At 66.6% G+C, this 17423-nt stretch carries 21 protein-coding genes; 6 read left to right on the plus strand and 15 right to left on the minus strand.

Annotated elements, in window-relative coordinates:
* Window positions 1–101: 101 nt before the first annotated feature.
* The 6 genes from ACEOAB_RS21885 to ACEOAB_RS21910 all read left to right on the plus strand — a co-directional run bounded on the left by ACEOAB_RS21885 (window position 102) and on the right by ACEOAB_RS21910 (window position 3702).
* Window positions 102–1421: a CHASE3 domain-containing protein gene (locus ACEOAB_RS21885; RefSeq protein ID WP_413749888.1), complete on the plus strand. Its 1320-nt coding sequence runs from the start codon at window positions 102–104 to the stop codon at window positions 1419–1421.
* A gap of 196 nt (window positions 1422–1617) precedes the next feature.
* A complete protein-coding gene (locus ACEOAB_RS21890; protein WP_007837165.1) occupies window positions 1618–1782 on the plus strand; it encodes a DUF1328 domain-containing protein in 165 nt (54 codons plus the stop codon).
* 54 nt (window positions 1783–1836) lie between these two features.
* Window positions 1837–2214 (plus strand): hypothetical protein, encoded by a 378-nt coding sequence (locus ACEOAB_RS21895; RefSeq protein WP_007837164.1) that lies wholly within the window; start codon window positions 1837–1839, stop codon window positions 2212–2214.
* Between the two features lie 36 nt (window positions 2215–2250).
* Window positions 2251–2634, plus strand: coding sequence for a hypothetical protein (locus ACEOAB_RS21900; RefSeq protein ID WP_413749882.1), 384 nt, complete (start codon window positions 2251–2253; stop codon window positions 2632–2634).
* A complete protein-coding gene (locus ACEOAB_RS21905; RefSeq protein WP_413749883.1) occupies window positions 2621–3145 on the plus strand; it encodes a hypothetical protein in 525 nt (174 codons plus the stop codon). Before ACEOAB_RS21900 ends, ACEOAB_RS21905 begins: the two co-directional genes overlap by 14 nt.
* Window positions 3142–3702: a ferritin-like domain-containing protein gene (locus tag ACEOAB_RS21910; protein WP_413749884.1), complete on the plus strand. Its 561-nt coding sequence runs from the start codon at window positions 3142–3144 to the stop codon at window positions 3700–3702. The genes ACEOAB_RS21905 and ACEOAB_RS21910 overlap by 4 nt, the downstream gene beginning before the upstream one ends.
* 93 nt (window positions 3703–3795) lie before the next feature.
* On the opposite strand, the gene ACEOAB_RS21915 is transcribed toward ACEOAB_RS21910, so the two are convergent.
* From ACEOAB_RS21915 to ubiE, 15 genes are all read right to left on the minus strand, one after another.
* Window positions 3796–4314 (minus strand): BON domain-containing protein, encoded by a 519-nt coding sequence (locus tag ACEOAB_RS21915; protein ID WP_413749885.1) that lies wholly within the window; start codon window positions 4312–4314, stop codon window positions 3796–3798.
* 47 nt (window positions 4315–4361) lie between these two features.
* Complete coding sequence (locus ACEOAB_RS21920; RefSeq protein WP_413749886.1) at window positions 4362–4559, minus strand: CsbD family protein; 198 nt, start codon at window positions 4557–4559, stop codon at window positions 4362–4364.
* 124 nt (window positions 4560–4683) lie between these two features.
* Window positions 4684–5508, minus strand: coding sequence for a DUF429 domain-containing protein (locus ACEOAB_RS21925; protein WP_495653848.1), 825 nt, complete (start codon window positions 5506–5508; stop codon window positions 4684–4686).
* A gap of 4 nt (window positions 5509–5512) precedes the next feature.
* A complete protein-coding gene (locus ACEOAB_RS21930) occupies window positions 5513–6394 on the minus strand; it encodes an EamA family transporter (protein WP_413750810.1) in 882 nt (293 codons plus the stop codon).
* A 7-nt stretch (window positions 6395–6401) separates the two neighbouring features.
* A complete protein-coding gene (locus tag ACEOAB_RS21935; RefSeq protein WP_056593965.1) occupies window positions 6402–6824 on the minus strand; it encodes a BLUF domain-containing protein in 423 nt (140 codons plus the stop codon).
* Window positions 6825–6827: 3 nt separating this feature from the next.
* On the minus strand, window positions 6828–7559 hold the full coding sequence (folE, locus tag ACEOAB_RS21940) for a GTP cyclohydrolase I (protein WP_007837141.1): 732 nt from the start codon (window positions 7557–7559) through the stop codon (window positions 6828–6830).
* 73 nt (window positions 7560–7632) lie between these two features.
* Window positions 7633–8400 (minus strand): endonuclease/exonuclease/phosphatase family protein, encoded by a 768-nt coding sequence (locus ACEOAB_RS21945; protein WP_056593968.1) that lies wholly within the window; start codon window positions 8398–8400, stop codon window positions 7633–7635.
* On the minus strand, window positions 8397–8873 hold the full coding sequence (nudB, locus tag ACEOAB_RS21950; RefSeq protein WP_413750809.1) for a dihydroneopterin triphosphate diphosphatase: 477 nt from the start codon (window positions 8871–8873) through the stop codon (window positions 8397–8399). The genes ACEOAB_RS21945 and nudB overlap by 4 nt, the downstream gene beginning before the upstream one ends.
* 7 nt (window positions 8874–8880) lie before the next feature.
* Complete coding sequence (gene aspS / locus ACEOAB_RS21955; RefSeq protein ID WP_007837135.1) at window positions 8881–10686, minus strand: aspartate--tRNA ligase; 1806 nt, start codon at window positions 10684–10686, stop codon at window positions 8881–8883.
* A gap of 37 nt (window positions 10687–10723) precedes the next feature.
* Window positions 10724–11356 carry a DUF502 domain-containing protein gene (locus tag ACEOAB_RS21960; protein WP_007837133.1) on the minus strand — a complete coding sequence of 211 codons (633 nt, stop codon included), beginning with the start codon at window positions 11354–11356 and terminating at the stop codon, window positions 10724–10726.
* Between the two features lie 15 nt (window positions 11357–11371).
* Window positions 11372–11707 carry an FmdB family zinc ribbon protein gene (locus tag ACEOAB_RS21965; protein ID WP_495653111.1) on the minus strand — a complete coding sequence of 112 codons (336 nt, stop codon included), beginning with the start codon at window positions 11705–11707 and terminating at the stop codon, window positions 11372–11374.
* 70 nt (window positions 11708–11777) lie between these two features.
* Complete coding sequence (locus tag ACEOAB_RS21970; RefSeq protein WP_413751051.1) at window positions 11778–13226, minus strand: high affinity choline transporter 1; 1449 nt, start codon at window positions 13224–13226, stop codon at window positions 11778–11780.
* A gap of 13 nt (window positions 13227–13239) precedes the next feature.
* Window positions 13240–14805: a ubiquinone biosynthesis regulatory protein kinase UbiB gene (ubiB, locus tag ACEOAB_RS21975; protein WP_056593976.1), complete on the minus strand. Its 1566-nt coding sequence runs from the start codon at window positions 14803–14805 to the stop codon at window positions 13240–13242.
* Between the two features lie 712 nt (window positions 14806–15517).
* Window positions 15518–16546 carry a Tim44 domain-containing protein gene (locus ACEOAB_RS21980; RefSeq protein WP_495653112.1) on the minus strand — a complete coding sequence of 343 codons (1029 nt, stop codon included), beginning with the start codon at window positions 16544–16546 and terminating at the stop codon, window positions 15518–15520.
* 32 nt (window positions 16547–16578) lie between these two features.
* On the minus strand, window positions 16579–17310 hold the full coding sequence (ubiE, locus tag ACEOAB_RS21985) for a bifunctional demethylmenaquinone methyltransferase/2-methoxy-6-polyprenyl-1,4-benzoquinol methylase UbiE (RefSeq protein WP_056593984.1): 732 nt from the start codon (window positions 17308–17310) through the stop codon (window positions 16579–16581).
* Window positions 17311–17423 lie beyond the last annotated feature (113 nt).

Raw genomic sequence — 17423 nt, forward strand, 5'->3', positions numbered from 1 at the left:
TGCGGGTCGCAACATACCGGTCCCTGATTGTTATCAATTATTCACGAACTTGCGCGTCAAGCGACCTTGAAAGTTTCATGCACTGGTTAGCCCCTCCACGAATGGCCGTGAGCCTGCTGCTCGCGGCGCTGGCTGCACTGGCCCTCGTCGGCATCAACGAGGCCGGCTACCGGCAGTCGAGCCGCGCCCTGGCCGACATCGACGAGGCGCAGCAGGTGCGCGGAACGCTCAACCAGATCCTGCAGAACATGCTGGATGCCGAAACCGGCCAGCGAGGGTACCTGCTGACCGGCGAGGCGAGCTACCGAAAGCCCTACGACGACGCGGTCAAGCAGGTCGACGGCCATCTCGCCACGCTGCGCCGGCTGTACGCCGCCAAGCCGGCCGAACTCACCCAGCAGGCCGAACTGTCGAAGCACGTGCTGCGCAAGGTGGCCGAGATGGACATGAGCGTGCGGCTGCGCCAGGACGGCAAGGACGACGCCTGGAAATTCGTCATCACCACCGACGTCGGCCGCGAAGAGATGGACGCCATCCGCACGACAGCGAGCGAACTGGTGAAGGCCAGCAACAACACCCTGCAGCGAAGCCAGCAGCAGGTGCTGCGCTCGCTTCAGCTGGCGCGCATCGGCACCGCCATCGTGGCGCTGGCGGCGCTGATCGCCTTCTTCCTGTACCTGCGCCAGACGCATGCGCTGCGCTCCATCGGCGAGCGCCAGCAGGAGGCCCTGCAGCGCGAGCGCAATGCGCTGGAAGACGAAGTGCTCGAACGCACCGCCTCGCTGGCTGAACTGGCTACCCACCTGCAGGATGTGCGCGAAACCGAGCGCGGCTACCTCGCGCGCGAGCTGCACGACGAACTGGGCTCGCTGCTCACCGCCGCCAAGCTGGACGTGGCGCGGCTGAAGTCGCGGCTGACGGACGCACCCGACGCCACCCAGCGGCTGCAGCATCTGACCGAGCTGCTCAACAGCGGCATCGCGCTCAAGCGCCGCATCATCGAAGACCTGCGGCCGTCGTCGCTCTCGAACCTGGGGCTGGTCGCATCGCTGGAGATCCTGGGGCGCGAATTCGGGGAGCGCTCGGGCCTGCAGATCGAGATGGCGCTGGAGCCGGTGACCATGGATGAATCGCGCCAGCTCACCATCTACCGCATGGTGCAGGAGAGCCTCACCAACATCGGCAAGTACGCCGAGGCCAGCGAAGCCACCATCGTGCTGAAGAACTATGAAAACCACGTGATCGTGGAAGTGGCGGACAACGGCAAGGGCTTCGACACGCAGCGCATGCGGCCATCGACGCACGGCCTCGCGGGCATGCGGCATCGGGTGGAGGCGGCGCGCGGCAAGCTCACGGTGTCGTCGACGCCGGGCAGGGGCACGCGCCTGAGTGCCATGCTGCCCATCGTCAAACCCGTTTGAGACGCCGGACAGCGGTACTCCTTCACACATCGGCGCAGGGCGACTCGGCCATCTCCTACGCACCCCGCCCCCGGCCGCTGACAGGTCTGCGGCAGTGCCCCACTTAAGGTTGCACCTGTGCCATCCGGTACTTCCTCCGCGGGGTCCGGCATGCGCCGCTTACAACACAACGAGGGCAGCCTCGAAGGAGTTCCGCATGTTGCATTACGCCGTGGTGTTTCTGGTCATCGCGTTGATCGCGGCCCTGTTCGGGTTCGGTGGCATCGCCGCCAGCGCGGTCGGCATTGCCAAGATCCTTTTCGTGATCTTCGCGATCCTCGCGATTGCGAGCTTCCTTGCCGGCTTGCTACGACGCAAGTAGCGTCGTTACGATCAACAGGCTTGCGCATTTCATTTTTCCGGAAAGGACTTTCACATGAACACGACGACCAAGACTCCCTCGCAACTCGCCGACGACGCCCGCCAGACCGCGCGCGAAGCGGTCGAAACGACCCGCGCCTATGCACAGAACGCGGTGAATGCGGCGGGCGAAAAGGTCCGCGACCTGCAACGCGATGCCGAACCCGCCGTCGAGCAGTTGGCTGCCCGCGTGCAGCAGGCCGTTCAGCGCGGGCTGGACGCCGCGTCCACCACCAGCGCACGTGCGCAGCGCCGACTCGAACAGGCTGCCGACGTCACGGGCCGCTACATCTCCGACCAGCCGGTGCGCTCGGTGCTTCTGGCCGCAGCCGCCGGCGCGGCCATCACTGCGCTCATCGTGCTGGCCAGCCGCCGCAGCCGGGACGACTACTGATCCGCCGACCTTTTTCGCTCCACCCATCCCGGCACCATGCTTCATCCGATTTTCTCCACGGTGCTCGGGCATCCGGAACTGGTCGCTGAACACCTCGCCAACTACGCCGCCCTCGTGCGCCAGGAATCCGCGCAGGCGGGGCGCGGGCTCGTCGCCCGCATCGTCGCAGGCGTGCTGGCTGCGGCCTGCGCCGCGCTGACCCTTGGACTGACGGGGGTAGCCGTGCTGCTGGGCGTGATGCACGGCAGCTTTCATTGGGTGCTCGTGGCCGTGCCGGGCGTGGCGCTGGTGATAGCGGCCATCTGTACGTGGTACGCGATGAAGTCCGTTCCGAGCTACGGTTTCGACGATCTGCGCTCGCAGCTCGGTGCCGACCTGCAGGCCTTGCGCGACGCCGGAGCTGCCCATGAACAGCGATGAACGCTCCCCCCTCACCCCGCAGCAGCGCCTGGCCCTCTCGCGGCGCGCGCTGGTGCGGCAGCTGAACGGCGATGCGGACGCCGCGAACGACGACGCACAACCCCGGGCGGAACGCGGCCGCGAGCCCGAGGACGAACTGGAATACGCGTTCGACGACACATCGGCCGCCGCGCCGCGACGCAACCGGCACCTGCAAAACCCGCGGCGGGGACGAAACAACGTGTGGCTCTCGATGGGCCGCGGCGTGGTGGAACGCTGGTGGCGCCGGCATCCGGCACACGCGGTCGGCCAACTGGCCCGCCCGCTGCTCGAACACTACGCTCGCAAGGAGCCGGCCAAGCTGATGGCCGCGGCCGCGGCCACAGGCGCGGTGCTGGTACTCGTGAAGCCGTGGCGCCTGCTGTCGACCACGGCCGTGCTTGCAGCGGTACTGAAGACATCCGACGTGGCCGACCTCGTCAACACGTTGATGCGCAAGACCACAAGCCCCCCACGAAAGGACCCTCCATGAAAGTCGATGTTTCCTCATCCTCCAAGGCGGCTCAGCACAAGCACCTGGTGCTGGACCAGGGCGGCCTGGACGCCGCGCGCAACAGCCTCGACGAAGGCGCCGTCACGCCCAGCTATGGCCCCTGGCGCGACGACGTCGTCAAGCTGCTGAACGACGCCCTCGCCACCGAGCTGGTCTGCGTGCTGCGCTACAAGCGCCACTACTTCACCGCCAACGGCGTGGAGTCGCCCGCCATTGCAGACGAGTTTCTCGTGCATGCCAACGCCGAGTCGGCACACGCCGACCGCATCGCCGAGCGCATCGTGCAATTGGGCGGCGAGCCCGACTTCGCACCCGGCCACCTGCTGGACCGCAGCCATGCGGCCTACGACGAGTCGACCGACCTGCAATCGATGGTGCGCGCCAACCTCGTCGCCGAACGCATCGCGGTGGAGGCGTACCGCCAGATGATCACCCTGATCGGCGACAAGGACCCGACCACGCGCCGCATGCTCGAGGACATCCTCTCGGAAGAAGAAGAGCATGCCGACGAGTTGAAGGACTGGCTCGGCCATTGAGCCATCGAGCCGAGGGCCTGGAGGGCTCTCGCCAAAGAAAAAGCCCGGCAGAGACCGGGCTTCTTCATTTTTGCGGCTGGCGCACGATGGCGATCAGCCCTTCACTTCGAGCTGGTTGTTCACCGATGTCACGCCCCGCACGCCCTTGGCGATCTCCTCGGCGCGCGCCTTGGCCGCAGCGGTGGGTGCGGGTCCCTTCAGGCTCACGGCGCCGCCCTTCGTGTCGACGTCGATCTTGATCGCGCTGAGGTCCGGGTCCTTGGCCAGGCCTGCGGACACGGAGGCCGTGATGGCGGCATCGTCCACCGTCGCGCTCATTGCGGCGCCGGCGTCCTTGGCGGCTTGCTTGGCATTGGCCATGCCTTCCTTCACCTCGGCCGTGGTGCTGGACGACTCGACCTTGGCCTTGGCATCCCTGACGGCCTCGCCGGTCTTGGCCGCCGCGGTATCGGCGGCCTTCTCGGTCTTGCTCACCGCACTGTCAAGCTTCTCGCCCGCCGTGCGGTTGTCGGACTTGTCGCAGCCGACCAGCGTCAGCGCAGCGCCGGCCACGAGCACGGCGAGCCACACGCGCGAATGCGGCATGGTGATGGGGGTAGTGTGTTTGTTCATATGGAAATCCTCCTGTCCGTCGCTCGATTGCGCACGGGAAATGGGCGTCACAGCTTGTTGGCGCCCGACTTGATGGCGTCCTTGGCCCGCTCCTTGACGTCGCCGTAGGTCTTCTGCACCTTGCCGGCGGCCTGTTCGGCAATGCCCTTGCCTTCGAGCTTTTCGCTGCCAATGGCCTTGCCGGCCACTTCCTTCAACTTGCCCTTGGCTTCTTCTACGCGGCCTGCCAATTGGTCCTTGTTCATGTCGCTTCCTTCCTGATCGGGTGATGAAATGCGTGGGCCGGAACGACCCGCCGATTTCAATCTAGGCTTTGGCCGACGGTCGCGAACGCCGACGGAAGCCCGAAGCGGTGTAGGACAACGAGGCTCAGGCGGTGACGATCCATCCTTCAAGCGGATCGAAATCCCGCGGCAGGCCATGGCCGGGCCCGGGGCTTTGCGCGCGCTGCAGGGCCCAGGCCGCCTGCACGAGGCACAGCACCGCGTCGATGTCGTCGCCGCGGGCATCGGCCAGCAGTTCGGCGCGCTGCGGCGCGGTGACGCCAAGCCGCAGGCCGAGGCGCGAGGTGCCGGCTTCGAGCGCGGCCAGCAGATCGGTGCGTGCGGCGAGCCGTTCGGGCGTCTGCTTCGGCAGCTCGTCGCTCTTGTAGCTGCGGCGCCCGATGAGTTCGCGCGCCAGCAGGCCGGGATAGGCCTCCAGCGCAATGCGGTCCGCGCCAGGGCCGGCGTGCAGGCCGGGAATGCGTGCACCGGCCGCCAGCAGACGCGGCACGCCTGCGTGGAGCATGTAGGCTACCGGCGGATTGACCCATTTCATCGACGGGCTTGAACCTGCGGGCCCATCGGTCGCACGGCGGGCGAACTTGCCGCCGACGGGACGCGCCGCACAGAATGCGGCGAAGGTCTCGCGGATTTCGGCGCGGCTCAGGCTGGCGTAATGGGCCATCAACGGCTCCCATTGCACCGGCCATCCAAGATGCTCGACGAGTTCGCGCGGCAGGCTGAATGGAAAGTCGAAACCGCCGGTCCAGGCGGGCGTGGCGCACAGCCATTCGCCCCATGCCCCGAGAGTCGAGAAGCGCTGCAAGCCAGTCAGCACGACGCGATTGCCATCGGCGAGTTCACCGGCAGCCACCACGATCGGCTTGCGTGCCGTCGGCGCGCTGGAAAAATCGCAGCCGAACAGCACCACGGCCTCAGCCCATCGCGAGCGCCACGACACCGGCGGCGATGAACAGCGCGCCCAGCAGCCGCAAGAGCCGGTCGCCTTCGCGCAGCAGGTGGCCGCCGATCAGCGCGGCGAACAGCATCGACACCTCGCGCGCCGGCGCGACGTGCGAGATCGGCGCCTGCTGCACCGCGTAGAGCACGAGCACATACGACACGGGGCTGAACACCGCCACCAGCAGCGCATACTTCCACTGCGAGCGCCACATGCGCGCGGTCGCGGCGCGGTCCTTCAGCGCGACCGGCAGCAGCAGCACGATGCGCGCGAGGTTGCCGAAGTAGTCGAGCAGGATCGGCGACATGACGAGGAACTTGACCGCATAGCTGTCAGCCACCGTGTAGGCTGCGATGAAGCCGCCGGTCAGCACGCCATAGCGAATGCCCTTGTGCACCCGTTCGCGCTGCACCGGGTCGTGCGCCTTGCGCCACAGCTTCGGGCCGCCCGCCACCAGGAACACGCCGAGCACCACGCCTGCGATGCCGGCCACGCCGAAAAGGCTGATCTTCTCGCCGAGAAAAAGCACCGCCACCAGCGACGACAGCAGCGGCCCCGAACCACGCGCGAGCGGATAGACCACGGTCAGGTCCGACCTGCGGTAGCCGCGCAGCAGCACGATGAAATAGAAGACGTGCAGCACGCCGCTGAGCACGACGAAGCCCCATTCGGCCATGCCCCAGCCGGGCACCACGTTCCAGCCCAGCGTGATGCCCACGGGGGCCCAGACCAGCATGTTGAACACGCTGGCCTGGAAACTGAAGCGCGCATCGCCGTTCGCCTTCTTGGCGACGATGTTCCAGCCTGCATGGATGATCCCGGCGAGCAGGATCAGTGCGAACGCGGAAAGCGGCACCCCTGGATCAGTGGCGGCCGACGATGGCCGCGGTGGCCATCAGTTCCTCTAGCAGCGCCAGCGAAACCTTGCCCGAGACCGCATACGGGTTGAGCTCGGGTTTCTCGGAATACTTCAGCAGCGTCGAGGCATTGAGCTTCGACAGGTTGACCTGCCCCATCGTCCAGCCGCCGAAGCGGCGCTCGGAAATCTCCTCGTAGTGCAGCAGCACCACGTCCTTGTGGCGCCCGTCGCGCTGGATGTGGCCGTAGAGCTCGCTGATCGCCGTGCGGCCGCCTTCGATGGCCTGCAGGAAGGTGCCCGCGCCGTAGCAGAGGATGCCGGTGATGCCGCATGTCGTGTTGTGCGAGCGCGATTGCGCAAGGATCGCCTCGATGGCCTCGGGGCTGGTGTCGACGGCGCGGCTGGCGTAGAGAAGTCGGACCAGCATGGCTCAGCCCTTTCTTGGCAGGAGAGAGAGGAATTCGCGGCGCAGGCTCGGATCTTTCAGGAACACGCCGCGCATCACGGAATTGATCATCTTGCTGTCCATTTCCTTCACGCCGCGCCAGGCCATGCAGAAATGCTCGGCTTCCATGACCAGCGCGAGGCCGTCGGGCTGCGTCTTTTCCTGGATCAGGTCGGCCAGCTGCACCACGGCTTCTTCCTGGATCTGCGGACGGCCCATGACCCACTCGGCCAGGCGCGCGTACTTCGACAGGCCGATCACGTTGGTGTGCTCGTTGGGCATCACGCCGATCCACAGCTTGCCGATGATCGGGCAGAAGTGGTGCGAGCAGGCGCTGCGCACGGTGATCGGGCCGACGATCATCAGCTCGTTCAGGTGCTCGGCGTTGGGAAACTCGGTGAGCGAGGGTGGCGCCACGTAGCGGCCCTTGAACACCTCGTTGAGGTACATCTTGGCGACGCGGCGCGCGGTGTTGTCGGTGTTGTGGTCGTTCTCGACGTCGATGACCAGGCTTTCGAGCACGCCCTTCATCTTGACCTCGACCTCGTCGAGCAAGGTCTCCAGCTCGCCGGGCTCGATGAACTCGGCGATGTTGTCGTTGGCGTTGAAGCGCTTGCGCGCTGCGGTGATGCGCTCGCGGATCTTCACGGAGACGGGCGTGCCCTCGTCATCGTCGTTTCGATCGGGGCGCGGGTCGACGTCGGTTTTCCTCAGCATGGCGGGGATCGTACCAGTGAATGGCTCCAGACATTCGGGCCCGCAACGCCCGTCCCTTCTTGGAGCAATGCTATCAATTGAGGAGCGAGAAATCAGCCACCAGCGGCAAGTGGTCGGACATGCGGGCCCAGATCGGCCCACGCGGCACCGTGCAGGCCTGCGGCTCCAACCTGCGCCCGTAGACGAAGTCGAGCTGCGCCACCGGCAGGCGCGAGGGGTAAGTGAGCGTGCGCGCACCGCGCAGATCGCTGGTGTCGCGCAGTCCCATGGCGTTCATGGCGTAGCGCATGCGGGCACCCCAGTCGTTGAAGTCTCCCGCGACCACCACGGCCTCCTCGGGCGGCACCTCTCGGTCGATGAACTCGCGCAGGCGCGCGACCTGCCGCACCCGGCTGCCCCTGATGAGCCCCAGGTGCACCACGATGGCGTGCACCCTGCGGCCCTCGACGTCGATCACCACGTGCAGCAGCCCGCGTTGCTCGAAGCGGTGGTCGGAGATGTCCTGGTGGCTGGTGCGCAGCACCGGCCAGCGCGTGAGCAGCGCATTGCCGTGCTCGCCGTGGCGCGTGACGGCATTGGTCTCGTAGACCGCGGTGTAGCCCTCTGGCGCGAGGAAGTCGGCCTGCGGCAGTTCGGGCCAGTGCGCGAAGCGCGTGGCGGCCTGCCGGTTCATCTTGCGCACCTCCTGCAGGCAGACGATGTCGGCGTCGAGCTGCTCGATCGCGTGGCCCAGGTTGTGGATTTCGAGCCGTCGCGCGGGCCCGATGCCCTGCACACCCTTGTGGATGTTGTAGGTCGCGACCCGGAGGTTCTGCGCTGATGTGGCTGCCGGCTGGTTCATCGCGCAAATTCTGGCAGCAACAGGATGGCTTCGGCGTTCGACGGGGAAAAGCAGGCGTCCGCCGCTTCGCGGTACGGCAGCCACTTCCAGTCGGTGTGTTCGCGCGGATCGAGCGTGGGCGTCAGGCGATCGGGTACGCAGAGGCCGAACAGGTGCTCGGTGTTGTGCGTCACGCCGGGCGCATAGCGGGCGCGCCACCGTGGATAAATTTCGTAGACATTGCGCAGCTGCCAGTCGGCCAGCTGCGGGGCGAGCGCAGTGCCCTCGCCGCACCGGATGCCGGTTTCCTCGGCCACCTCTCGCGCCGCGGTGAGCGCGAGGGGCTCGTCGGCGGCGTCCTTGCTACCGGTGACCGACTGCCAGAAGTCGGTCTCGGCATCCGCACGCCGGATCAGCAGCACATCGAGCGCCGGCGTGTGGATCACGACCAGCACCGACTCCGGGATCTTCCAGGGTCGGGGGCTGGTCGTCATGGCCGTATCAGGCTGCCTGGGGCGTGTTGCGCAGCTTGATGTGCAGCTCGCGCAGCTGCTTCTCGTCGACCGGGCTCGGCGCCTGCGTCAGCAGGTCTTGCGCGCGCTGGGTCTTGGGGAAGGCGATCACGTCGCGGATCGACTCGGCGCCGGTCATGAGCATGACGAGGCGGTCCAGGCCGATGGCGATGCCGCCGTGCGGCGGCGCGCCGTACTGCAGCGCGTCGAGCAGGAAGCCGAACTTGAGCTGCGCGTCCTCGGCGCTGATCTTGAGCGCGCGGAACACCTTGCTCTGCACTTCCTCGCGATGGATACGCACCGAGCCACCACCCATCTCGATGCCGTTGAGCACCATGTCGTAGGCCTTGGCGATGCACTTCTCGGGCGCGGTGTCCATGAGGTCTTCATGGCCGTCCTTCGGTGCGGTGAACGGATGGTGCACGGCGCTCCAGCGCTGGCCTTCCTCGTCGAACTCGAACATCGGGAAGTCGACCACCCACAGCGGCGCCCAACGGTCGTCGAAGAGGCCCGCCTTCTTGCCGAAGGCGCTGTGGCCGATCTTCACGCGCAGCGCGCCGATGGCGTCGTTGACGACCTTTTCCTTGTCGGCACCGAAGAACAGGATGTCGCCGTTGCGCGCGCCCGTGCGGGCGATGATCTCGGCCAGCGAGCTGTCGTCGAGGTTCTTCACGATCGGGCTCTGCAGGCCTTCGCGGCCGGCGGCTGCGTCGTTGACCTTGATGTAGGCCAGGCCCTTGGCACCGTAGATCTTCACGAACTCCTGGTACGCATCGATTTCACCGCGCGACAGGCCGCCTTCGGCACCGCCGCCAGGCACGCGCAGCGCGACCACGCGGCCGCCCTTCATGGTGGCGGCATTCGAGAACACCTTGAATTCCACGCGCTTCATCAGTTCGGTGAGCTCGGTGAACTCGAGCTTCACGCGCAGGTCGGGCTTGTCCGAGCCGTACTTGAACATCGCGTCGCCGTACGTCATGGTCGGGAACACCGGCAGGTCGATGCCCGCGGCGTTGCGGAACACGTTGCGGATCATGCCTTCGAACATCTCGCGGATTTCTTCTTCGGCGAGGAACGAGGTCTCGATGTCGATCTGCGTGAATTCGGGCTGGCGGTCGGCGCGCAGGTCTTCGTCGCGGAAGCACTTCACGATCTGGTAGTAGCGGTCATAGCCGGCCACCATCAAGAGCTGCTTGAAGAGCTGGGGCGACTGCGGCAGCGCGAAGAAGCTGCCGTCGTGCACGCGGCTGGGCACGAGGTAGTCGCGCGCGCCTTCGGGCGTGGACTTGCCCAGCATCGGCGTCTCGATGTCGATGAAGCCGTTGGCATCGAGGAACTTGCGCGTTTCCATCGTCACCTTGTAGCGCAGCATCATGTTGCGCTGCATGGCCGGGCGGCGCAGGTCGAGCACGCGGTGCGTGAGGCGAGTGGTTTCCGACAGGTTGTCGTCGTCCAGCAGGAACGGGGGCGTGACCGAGGGGTTCAGCACCTTGAGTTCATGGCACAGCACTTCGATCTTGCCGCTCTTGAGCTGGTCGTTGGTCGTGCCTTCGGGACGTGCGCGCACGAGGCCGGTGATCTGCACGCAGAACTCGTTGCGCAGGTTCTCGGCGACGGCGAAGGTCGAGGCGCGGTCGGGGTCGCACACCACCTGCACGTAGCCTTCGCGGTCGCGCACGTCGATGAAGATCACGCCGCCATGGTCGCGGCGGCGGTTGACCCAGCCGCACAGGGTGACGGTCTGGCCCAGCAGGGCTTCGGTCACGAGACCGCAATAGTGAGTACGCATGGCCATAAGAATCTATTCCGGCGCCTTGTGGGCGCGTTCGTTTTTATGAGTTGGAAGACTTCACCGCCACCGTGGCGGGGCCGCCTGGAACGACCACCCCCATCGAGACGATGTACTTGAGCGCTTCGTCCACGCTCATCTTCAGTTCGATGCAGTCGCTGCGCTTGAGCATCACGAAGTAGCCACCCGTGGGGTTGGGCGTGGTCGGCACGTAGACGCTGAGGAATTCCCCTTCGCCGAGGTGTTCAGCGACTTCGTTGCCGGGCGCGCCGGTCACGAAGGCGATGGTCCACACGCCTTCGCGCGGCCACTGCACCAGCACCGCCGTGCGGAAGGCATTGCCGTTCTCGGAGAACAGCGTGTCCGACACCTGCTTGACGCTGGAGTAGATCGAGCGCACCACCGGAATGCGGCGCACCACGGCGTCGCCCCACCCGAGCAGGCGCTTGCCGACGAAGTTGCTGGCCGTGGCGCCCACCACCAGCAGGATGGCCAGCGTGAGCAGCACGCCCAGGCCGCGCACCTTGTGGTCGCTGAGCCAGGTCTGCCACTGCGCGGGCAGCAGCCACAGCGTCTGGTCGAGCGTGCCGATGATCCAGTTCAGCACGCCGAGCGTGATGACCAGCGGCACGATGACCAGCAGGCCGGACAGCAACCATTTGCGCAGGGCGAGCATGGCGGTCGGGATCGATCAGTCGCCGCTGGCCGCGGCCGGCGCGGGGGCCGGTGCGGCGGGCGCCGGAGCGGGGCTCGGCGCGACGACGGTTGTGGAAGAGGAAGACTCGGCGGACTTGCCGCCGTCGCTGGACGCGGGCGCCGTGGACGGTTCGGACTTCTTGCCGCCGCCCTCACGGAAATCGGTCACGTACCAGCCCGAGCCCTTGAGCTGGAAGCCGGCGGCCGTGACCTGTTTTTCGAACGCACTCGCGCCGCACGCCGGACACACCGTGAGGGGCGCGTCGGACATCTTCTGCAAAGCGTCTTTGGCAAAGCCGCAGGCACTGCACTTGTAGGCGTAGATGGGCATGGGAAATGAGGTCAAAAAAGCGGCGCAGCTGCCGCTCGCAAAGCCCTCGATTATAGGGCTGCCCCCTGCTTCAGGCCGGTTCCGTCGTCAAAGGCCGGTGCGGCGTGTGAGTGTTCGCCAACCATTGCGGCAGCAGCGATCCGGCCACCATGCCCGCGAACGAGCACAGCACCCCTGCCAGCTGGGCCGGAAACGCACTGCCCCAGGGCATCCACAGGAACAGCAGCCATATGCCGATGCCCAGGACGATCGAGGCGATGGCGCCCTGGGTGGTGGCACGGCGCCAGTACAGGCCGCACACCAGCGGCACGAAGGCGCCGACCAGCGGCACCTGGTAGGCGCCCGACACCAGTTCGTAGATCGGCGTGCCCTGCATGCGGATGGCGTAGGCAAGCACCGCGGCGCTGAACAGCAGGACCGTGATGCGCATCGTCATGAGGTTCTGGCGGTCGGTGCCGGCGGGGCGGAACTGGCGCCAGATGTTCTCGGTGAAGGTGACGCTGGGCGCCAGCAGCGTGGCCGAGGCGGTCGACTTGATGGCCGACAGCAGCGCACCGAAGAACAGCACCTGCATCACGAACGGCATCTTCTGCAGCACCAGCGTGGGCAGCACCTTCTGCGGATCTTCCTTCAGCAGGGTGGCGGTCTGCTCCGGCATGATCAGCAGCGCGCTGGCCACCAGGAACATCGGCACGAAGGCGAACAGGATGTACGCCAGGCCGCCGATCACCGGCCCGCGCTGCGCCGCCTTGGCACTGTTGGCGGACATCACGCGCTGGAAAACGTCCTGCTGCGGGATGGAGCCCAGCATCATGGTGATGGCGGCCGCGAGGAAGAACACCATGTCGTGCCAGTTGGGTTCGGGCCAGAACTTGAAGAGGTCCTTGCTGACCGCGAAGGCCACCACCTTGTCGGCGCCGCCGGCCATGTTGCCCGCGAACATCGCGATCACGGCAAGGCCGGCCACCAGGATGATCATCTGGATGAAGTCGGTGACGGCCACCGACCACATGCCGCCGAACAGCGTGTACGCCAGGATCGAGATCACGCCGATCACCATGCCCATGGGAATGCTGATGACGCCGCCCGACAGCAGGTTGAACACCAGCCCCAGCGCCGTGACCTGCGCCGACACCCAGCCCAGGTAGCTCAGCATGATGATGAGCGAGCAGGCCACCTCGACGCCGCGGCCGTAGCGCTCGCGGTAGTAGTCGCTGATGGTCAGCAGCGTCATGCGGTAGAGCTTGCCCGCGAAGAACAGGCCCACCAGGATCAGGCAGGTGCCCGCGCCGAATGGGTCCTCGATCACGCCGTTGAGCCCGCCCTCGATGAACTTGGCCGGAATGCCGAGCACCGTTTCGGAGCCGAACCAGGTCGCGAAGGTGGTCGTGACGATCATGTAGAGCGGCAGGTGCCGCCCGGCGATGGCGAAGTCGGTGGTGTTCTTCACCCGCTTGGCGGCATAAAGACCGATCGCGATGGTGACCAGCAAATAGACGATGACCAGCGTCAGCAACACGGCAGAAACTCCTCTAGAACAGACGCACGCGCACCAGCAATTGCATGGCGAGCAACCCCAATACAAAACCTATGCCACCGTAGACGATGGTCTGCAGCAGCCGGTTGGTCCGCTTCTGCTCGGCCAGTAGTTCGAGCAGCTCGCGGCGGTTGTCGGCGGGGCGATTCTCCAGGAAATCGTGCAGCAGGCGCGGCAATTGGGGCAGCAGTTTGGCGTACCGCGGCGCCTCGGCCTTGAGCTGCTGGAACAGCTTCTTGGGGCCGATCTGGTCGACCATCCACTTCTCGAGAAAGGGCTTGGCCGTGGCCCAGAGGTCGAGTTCGGGGTCGATGTTGCGGCCCAGGCCCTCGATGTTCAGCAGCGTCTTCTGCAGCAGCACCAGCTGCGGCTGGATCTCGACGTGGAAGCGCCGCGAGGTCTGGAACAGGCGCATCAGCACCATGCCCAGCGAGATTTCCTTCAGCGGCCGGTCGAAGTACGGCTCGCAGACGGTGCGGATGGCCGCCTCCAGCTCGTCGATGCGGGTGCCCACCGGCACCCAGCCGCTTTCGAGGTGCAGCTCGGCCACGCGCTTGTAGTCGCGCCGGAAGAAGGCCACGAAGTTCTGCGCCAGGTATTCCTTGTCCGACTCGGTCAGCGTGCCGATGATCCCGAAATCCAGCGAGATGTAGCGCCCGAAGGTCTCGGGCGCCAGGCTCACCTGGATGTTGCCGGGGTGCATGTCGGCGTGGAAGAAGCCGTCGCGGAACACCTGCGTGAAGAAGATCGTGACGCCGTCGCGCGCCAGCTTGGGAATGTCGACGCCGGCCGCGCGCAGGCGGTCCATCTGCGCAATGGGCACGCCCTTCATGCGCTCCATCACGATGACTTCGGGATGGCAGAAGTCCCAGAACATCTCGGGGATCAGCACCAGGTCGAGCGCGGCCATGTTGCGGCGCAGCTGGGCCGCGTTGGCGGCCTCGCGCACTAGGTCGAGCTCGTCGTGCAGGTACTTGTCGAACTCGCCGACCACCTCGCGCGGCTTCAGGCGCTTGCCGTCGGCCGAGAGGTTCTCGATCCAGCCGGCCATCATGGCCATCAGCGCCAGGTCTTTCTCGATCACGCCGCGCATGTTGGGACGCAGCACCTTGACCGCCACTTCGCGCTCCTCACCCTGGTTGGTGCGGATGGTCGCGAAGTGCACCTGTGCGATCGACGCGCTGGCGATGGGTGTTTCGTCGAACTGCACGAACACGTCGCCCACCGGACGGCGGAACGCACGCTCGATGGTGGCGATGGCCACCGCCGACGGGAACGGCGGCACGCGGTCCTGCAGGAAAGCCAGTTCGTCGGCGATGTCGGGCGGCAGCAGGTCGCGCCGGGTCGACAGCACCTGGCCGAACTTCACGAAGATGGGGCCGAGCCGCTCGAGCGCCTCACGCAGGCGCTGGCCGCGCGGCGCGTCGAGGTTGCGCCCGAACGAGACCACACGCGCCACCACGCGCAGCCAGGGCTTCTGGAAGCTCGTGAGCACGAGCTCGTCGAGGCCGTAGCGCAGTGCGACCCAGACGATGAACAGGCCGCGGTAGAAGCGCCTCATTCGGCCGCGCTCGCCGAGCCGCCAGCCTTGGCCGAGCGATCGCCGACGAACTGGCGCAGCGCGCCCACGACGCGCCGCACGCCGTTGCCGAGCGTGTGCGGGCACGTCGCCGATCAGGCGGGCCAGGTCGTCCTCGACGTCCCAGCGCACGTGGTCGACCAGCCAGTTGACCTCGGCGGCCAGCTGCACGTCGCCGATGATCTGCACGGCCGGCTTGTCGCCGCGCAGCGTGGCGCGGGCGATCTCGAAGGGGGATTCGTCGATGACGGTGAGCGTCAGTTCGGGCACCGAGCCCTCAGGCGCCAGGTCGAGCAGGCCGGCCGGCGTGGCCACCAGCTCCATCGTCACGAAGCGCCACTGGAAACGCACTACCCGCCCCTGCTGGCGCAGCAGCCGCTGCTGAGCCTCGGGCTCCTGCTGCAGCACGTGGTTCAGGAACAGGACCGCGCGATGCTGGATCTCGTGGACCGCCCAGTCCGGGGGCTGCAGACGCTCGCCGATGCGGTTGAAAAGGTCGCCGAGAAAAGAAAATGGGGACGATGGTGTGGCCATGTCCCCATTATCCCGTCACTGTAGCGCCCTGCGACTCATGGACCGCATGCCCTTTTCCAGAAACACCGCAGAACCGGCTTTGCCGGGCTGCTGGTGTTGCCCCCGGTAGGGGGTAGGAGAAGCGACACGAAGTGCGCGAAGCCTGGGGGCGCGCCTTTATTTACTGCAGGGCCTGCACGCCGGCCACCAGCCAGCCACCGTTGCCGCTGGTCGGCTTGGTCATGTTCCAGACTTCGCGGAACGGGCCCGGGCCGGCCGAGGCGTCTTCGCGGATCATGCCGGAGAACTCCACGCTGGCCATGTAGGCGTCGGGCAATTCCTCGATGCCGAGCAGCTTGGCGTCGAGCATCACGACTTCGGTCTTGTTCGAGGCGCCGCCCGTGTGGCTGGCGCGGTCGGCCAGCTGGGTACGGATCTCGTCCACCATGCCGTCGGTCATCATCGAACGCAGCATCGACACGTCGGCGCGGTCCCAGGCGTCCTGCAGCGTCACGAAGTTGCGCTTGGCGGCGCCGAGGAAGCCGTCGACGTCGAAGCCCGCGGGGATGCCCCAGGACTGCGAACCGCCGAGCGCCGAGCCGATCATGCTGCCACCGGCCGCGGCACCCGCTGCCGAGAGACTGCTGCCGTGCGGCGCGTCGTTCGACGGGGTGGCGTCGAAGGCGGCGGCATTGCGCTCCCATGGACGTGCCGATGCGTCGTTGCCCACGTTGGCCGGGCTGTATTGCGCCGGCGCGCTGGCGTTGCTCGGGCTGGCGCCCGCGCCCTGGAAGGCGAAGCCGCCCTGGCCGTTGCCGGCAGGCTGCGAGCGCGACTTGATCATGCGCCACACCACCACTGCAGCGAGCACGAGCAGGCCGATCAGCAGGATGTTGCCGAACCCGGCGCCGAGGCCGAGCGAATGCGCGAGCCATGCGAGGCCCAGGCCGGCGGCCAGGCCGCCGAGCATGGCGCCCCACGGACGCTTCGGCGCGGCTGCCGCGGGTGCGGGTGTTGCGGGCTTCGCCGCTGCAGCGTTGGTCGCGCTCTGCGCGGGGGCGCCGGGCGCTGCCGACGGGGCGGCCTCGCGCTGCGTCACGTTGGACGACTGCCGTCCGACGGACTTGCCACCGCCCAAGCGGGCAGCCTCGGCCTGGACACTGACCAGCACCAATGCAGCTGCCAAAAACAAAGAACCCAAACTCTTCATGTCGTCTCCTCTTGAGCGAAAGATTCGCGTCATCAACACTTGATTCCAACATGGAGGGCGGCGATTCCCCCAGTCATGTTGTGATAGTCCACATGTCCGAAACCGCCCTCTTTCATGAGGGTCTTGAGCTCCTCTTGCGAGGGATGCATCCGGATCGATTCGGCGAGGTAGCGATAGCTCGCGTCGTCGCCGGCCACGAGCTTGCCCAGGCGTGGCAGCACGTTGAAGGAGTACCAGTCGTAGGCCTTGGCCAGCGGCTTCGCGACCTTCGAGAACTCGAGCACGAGCAGCTTGCCGCGAGGCTTGAGCACGCGGTTCATTTCCTTGAGCGCGATGTCCTTGTGCGTCATGTTGCGCAGGCCGAAGGCCACCGTCACCACGTCGAAGTGATCGTCGGGAAAGGGCAGCTTCTCGGCGTCGCAGACCATGGTGGGCAGCGACACGCCGGCGTCGAGCAGACGGTCGCGGCCGGTGCGCAGCATGGCCTCGTTGATGTCGGTGTGGACCACCTGGCCGCTGGCGCCGACCTTCTTCGCGAAGGCGAGCGCGAGGTCGCCGGTGCCGCCTGCGATGTCGAGCACGCGCGAGCCTTCGCCCACGTTCGCGACCATCACGGTGTATGCCTTCCAGGCGCGGTGCAGTCCGGCCGACATCAGGTCGTTCATGACGTCGTAGCGCGAGGCGACCGAATCGAAGACGCCGCGCACGCGGCGCGCCTTCTCGCTTTCGTCGACCGTTTCAAAGCCGAAGTGTGTGGTACTCATGCAACCGATGTTAGGCCGGAAGCCTTCACATCAAGCCGACGACCCCGCGCGTACGGCGGACATTTGTTGCTTTTTCCGCCCGTCCTTCCTGGGCGCGGGGCTATCTTTTCAAG

The organism is Variovorax sp. Varisp53, from assembly GCF_059491555.1.

Coding starts and splice junctions, on each gene's coding strand:
- ACEOAB_RS21885 (WP_413749888.1), top strand. CDS start 102: ATGGCCGTGAGCCTGCTGCTCGCGGCGCTGGCTGCACTGGCCCTCGTC.
- ACEOAB_RS21890 (WP_007837165.1), top strand. CDS start 1,618: ATGTTGCATTACGCCGTGGTGTTTCTGGTCATCGCGTTGATCGCGGCC.
- ACEOAB_RS21895 (WP_007837164.1), top strand. CDS start 1,837: ATGAACACGACGACCAAGACTCCCTCGCAACTCGCCGACGACGCCCGC.
- ACEOAB_RS21900 (WP_413749882.1), top strand. CDS start 2,251: ATGCTTCATCCGATTTTCTCCACGGTGCTCGGGCATCCGGAACTGGTC.
- ACEOAB_RS21905 (WP_413749883.1), top strand. CDS start 2,621: ATGAACAGCGATGAACGCTCCCCCCTCACCCCGCAGCAGCGCCTGGCC.
- ACEOAB_RS21910 (WP_413749884.1), top strand. CDS start 3,142: ATGAAAGTCGATGTTTCCTCATCCTCCAAGGCGGCTCAGCACAAGCAC.
- ACEOAB_RS21915 (WP_413749885.1), bottom strand. CDS start 4,314: ATGAACAAACACACTACCCCCATCACCATGCCGCATTCGCGCGTGTGG.
- ACEOAB_RS21920 (WP_413749886.1), bottom strand. CDS start 4,559: ATGAACAAGGACCAATTGGCAGGCCGCGTAGAAGAAGCCAAGGGCAAG.
- ACEOAB_RS21935 (WP_056593965.1), bottom strand. CDS start 6,824: ATGCTGGTCCGACTTCTCTACGCCAGCCGCGCCGTCGACACCAGCCCC.
- folE (WP_007837141.1), bottom strand. CDS start 7,559: ATGCTGAGGAAAACCGACGTCGACCCGCGCCCCGATCGAAACGACGAT.
- ACEOAB_RS21945 (WP_056593968.1), bottom strand. CDS start 8,400: ATGAACCAGCCGGCAGCCACATCAGCGCAGAACCTCCGGGTCGCGACC.
- nudB (WP_413750809.1), bottom strand. CDS start 8,873: ATGACGACCAGCCCCCGACCCTGGAAGATCCCGGAGTCGGTGCTGGTC.
- aspS (WP_007837135.1), bottom strand. CDS start 10,686: ATGGCCATGCGTACTCACTATTGCGGTCTCGTGACCGAAGCCCTGCTG.
- ACEOAB_RS21960 (WP_007837133.1), bottom strand. CDS start 11,356: ATGCTCGCCCTGCGCAAATGGTTGCTGTCCGGCCTGCTGGTCATCGTG.
- ACEOAB_RS21965 (WP_495653111.1), bottom strand. CDS start 11,707: ATGCCCATCTACGCCTACAAGTGCAGTGCCTGCGGCTTTGCCAAAGAC.
- ubiB (WP_056593976.1), bottom strand. CDS start 14,805: ATGAGGCGCTTCTACCGCGGCCTGTTCATCGTCTGGGTCGCACTGCGC.
- ACEOAB_RS21980 (WP_495653112.1), bottom strand. CDS start 16,546: ATGAAGAGTTTGGGTTCTTTGTTTTTGGCAGCTGCATTGGTGCTGGTC.
- ubiE (WP_056593984.1), bottom strand. CDS start 17,310: ATGAGTACCACACACTTCGGCTTTGAAACGGTCGACGAAAGCGAGAAG.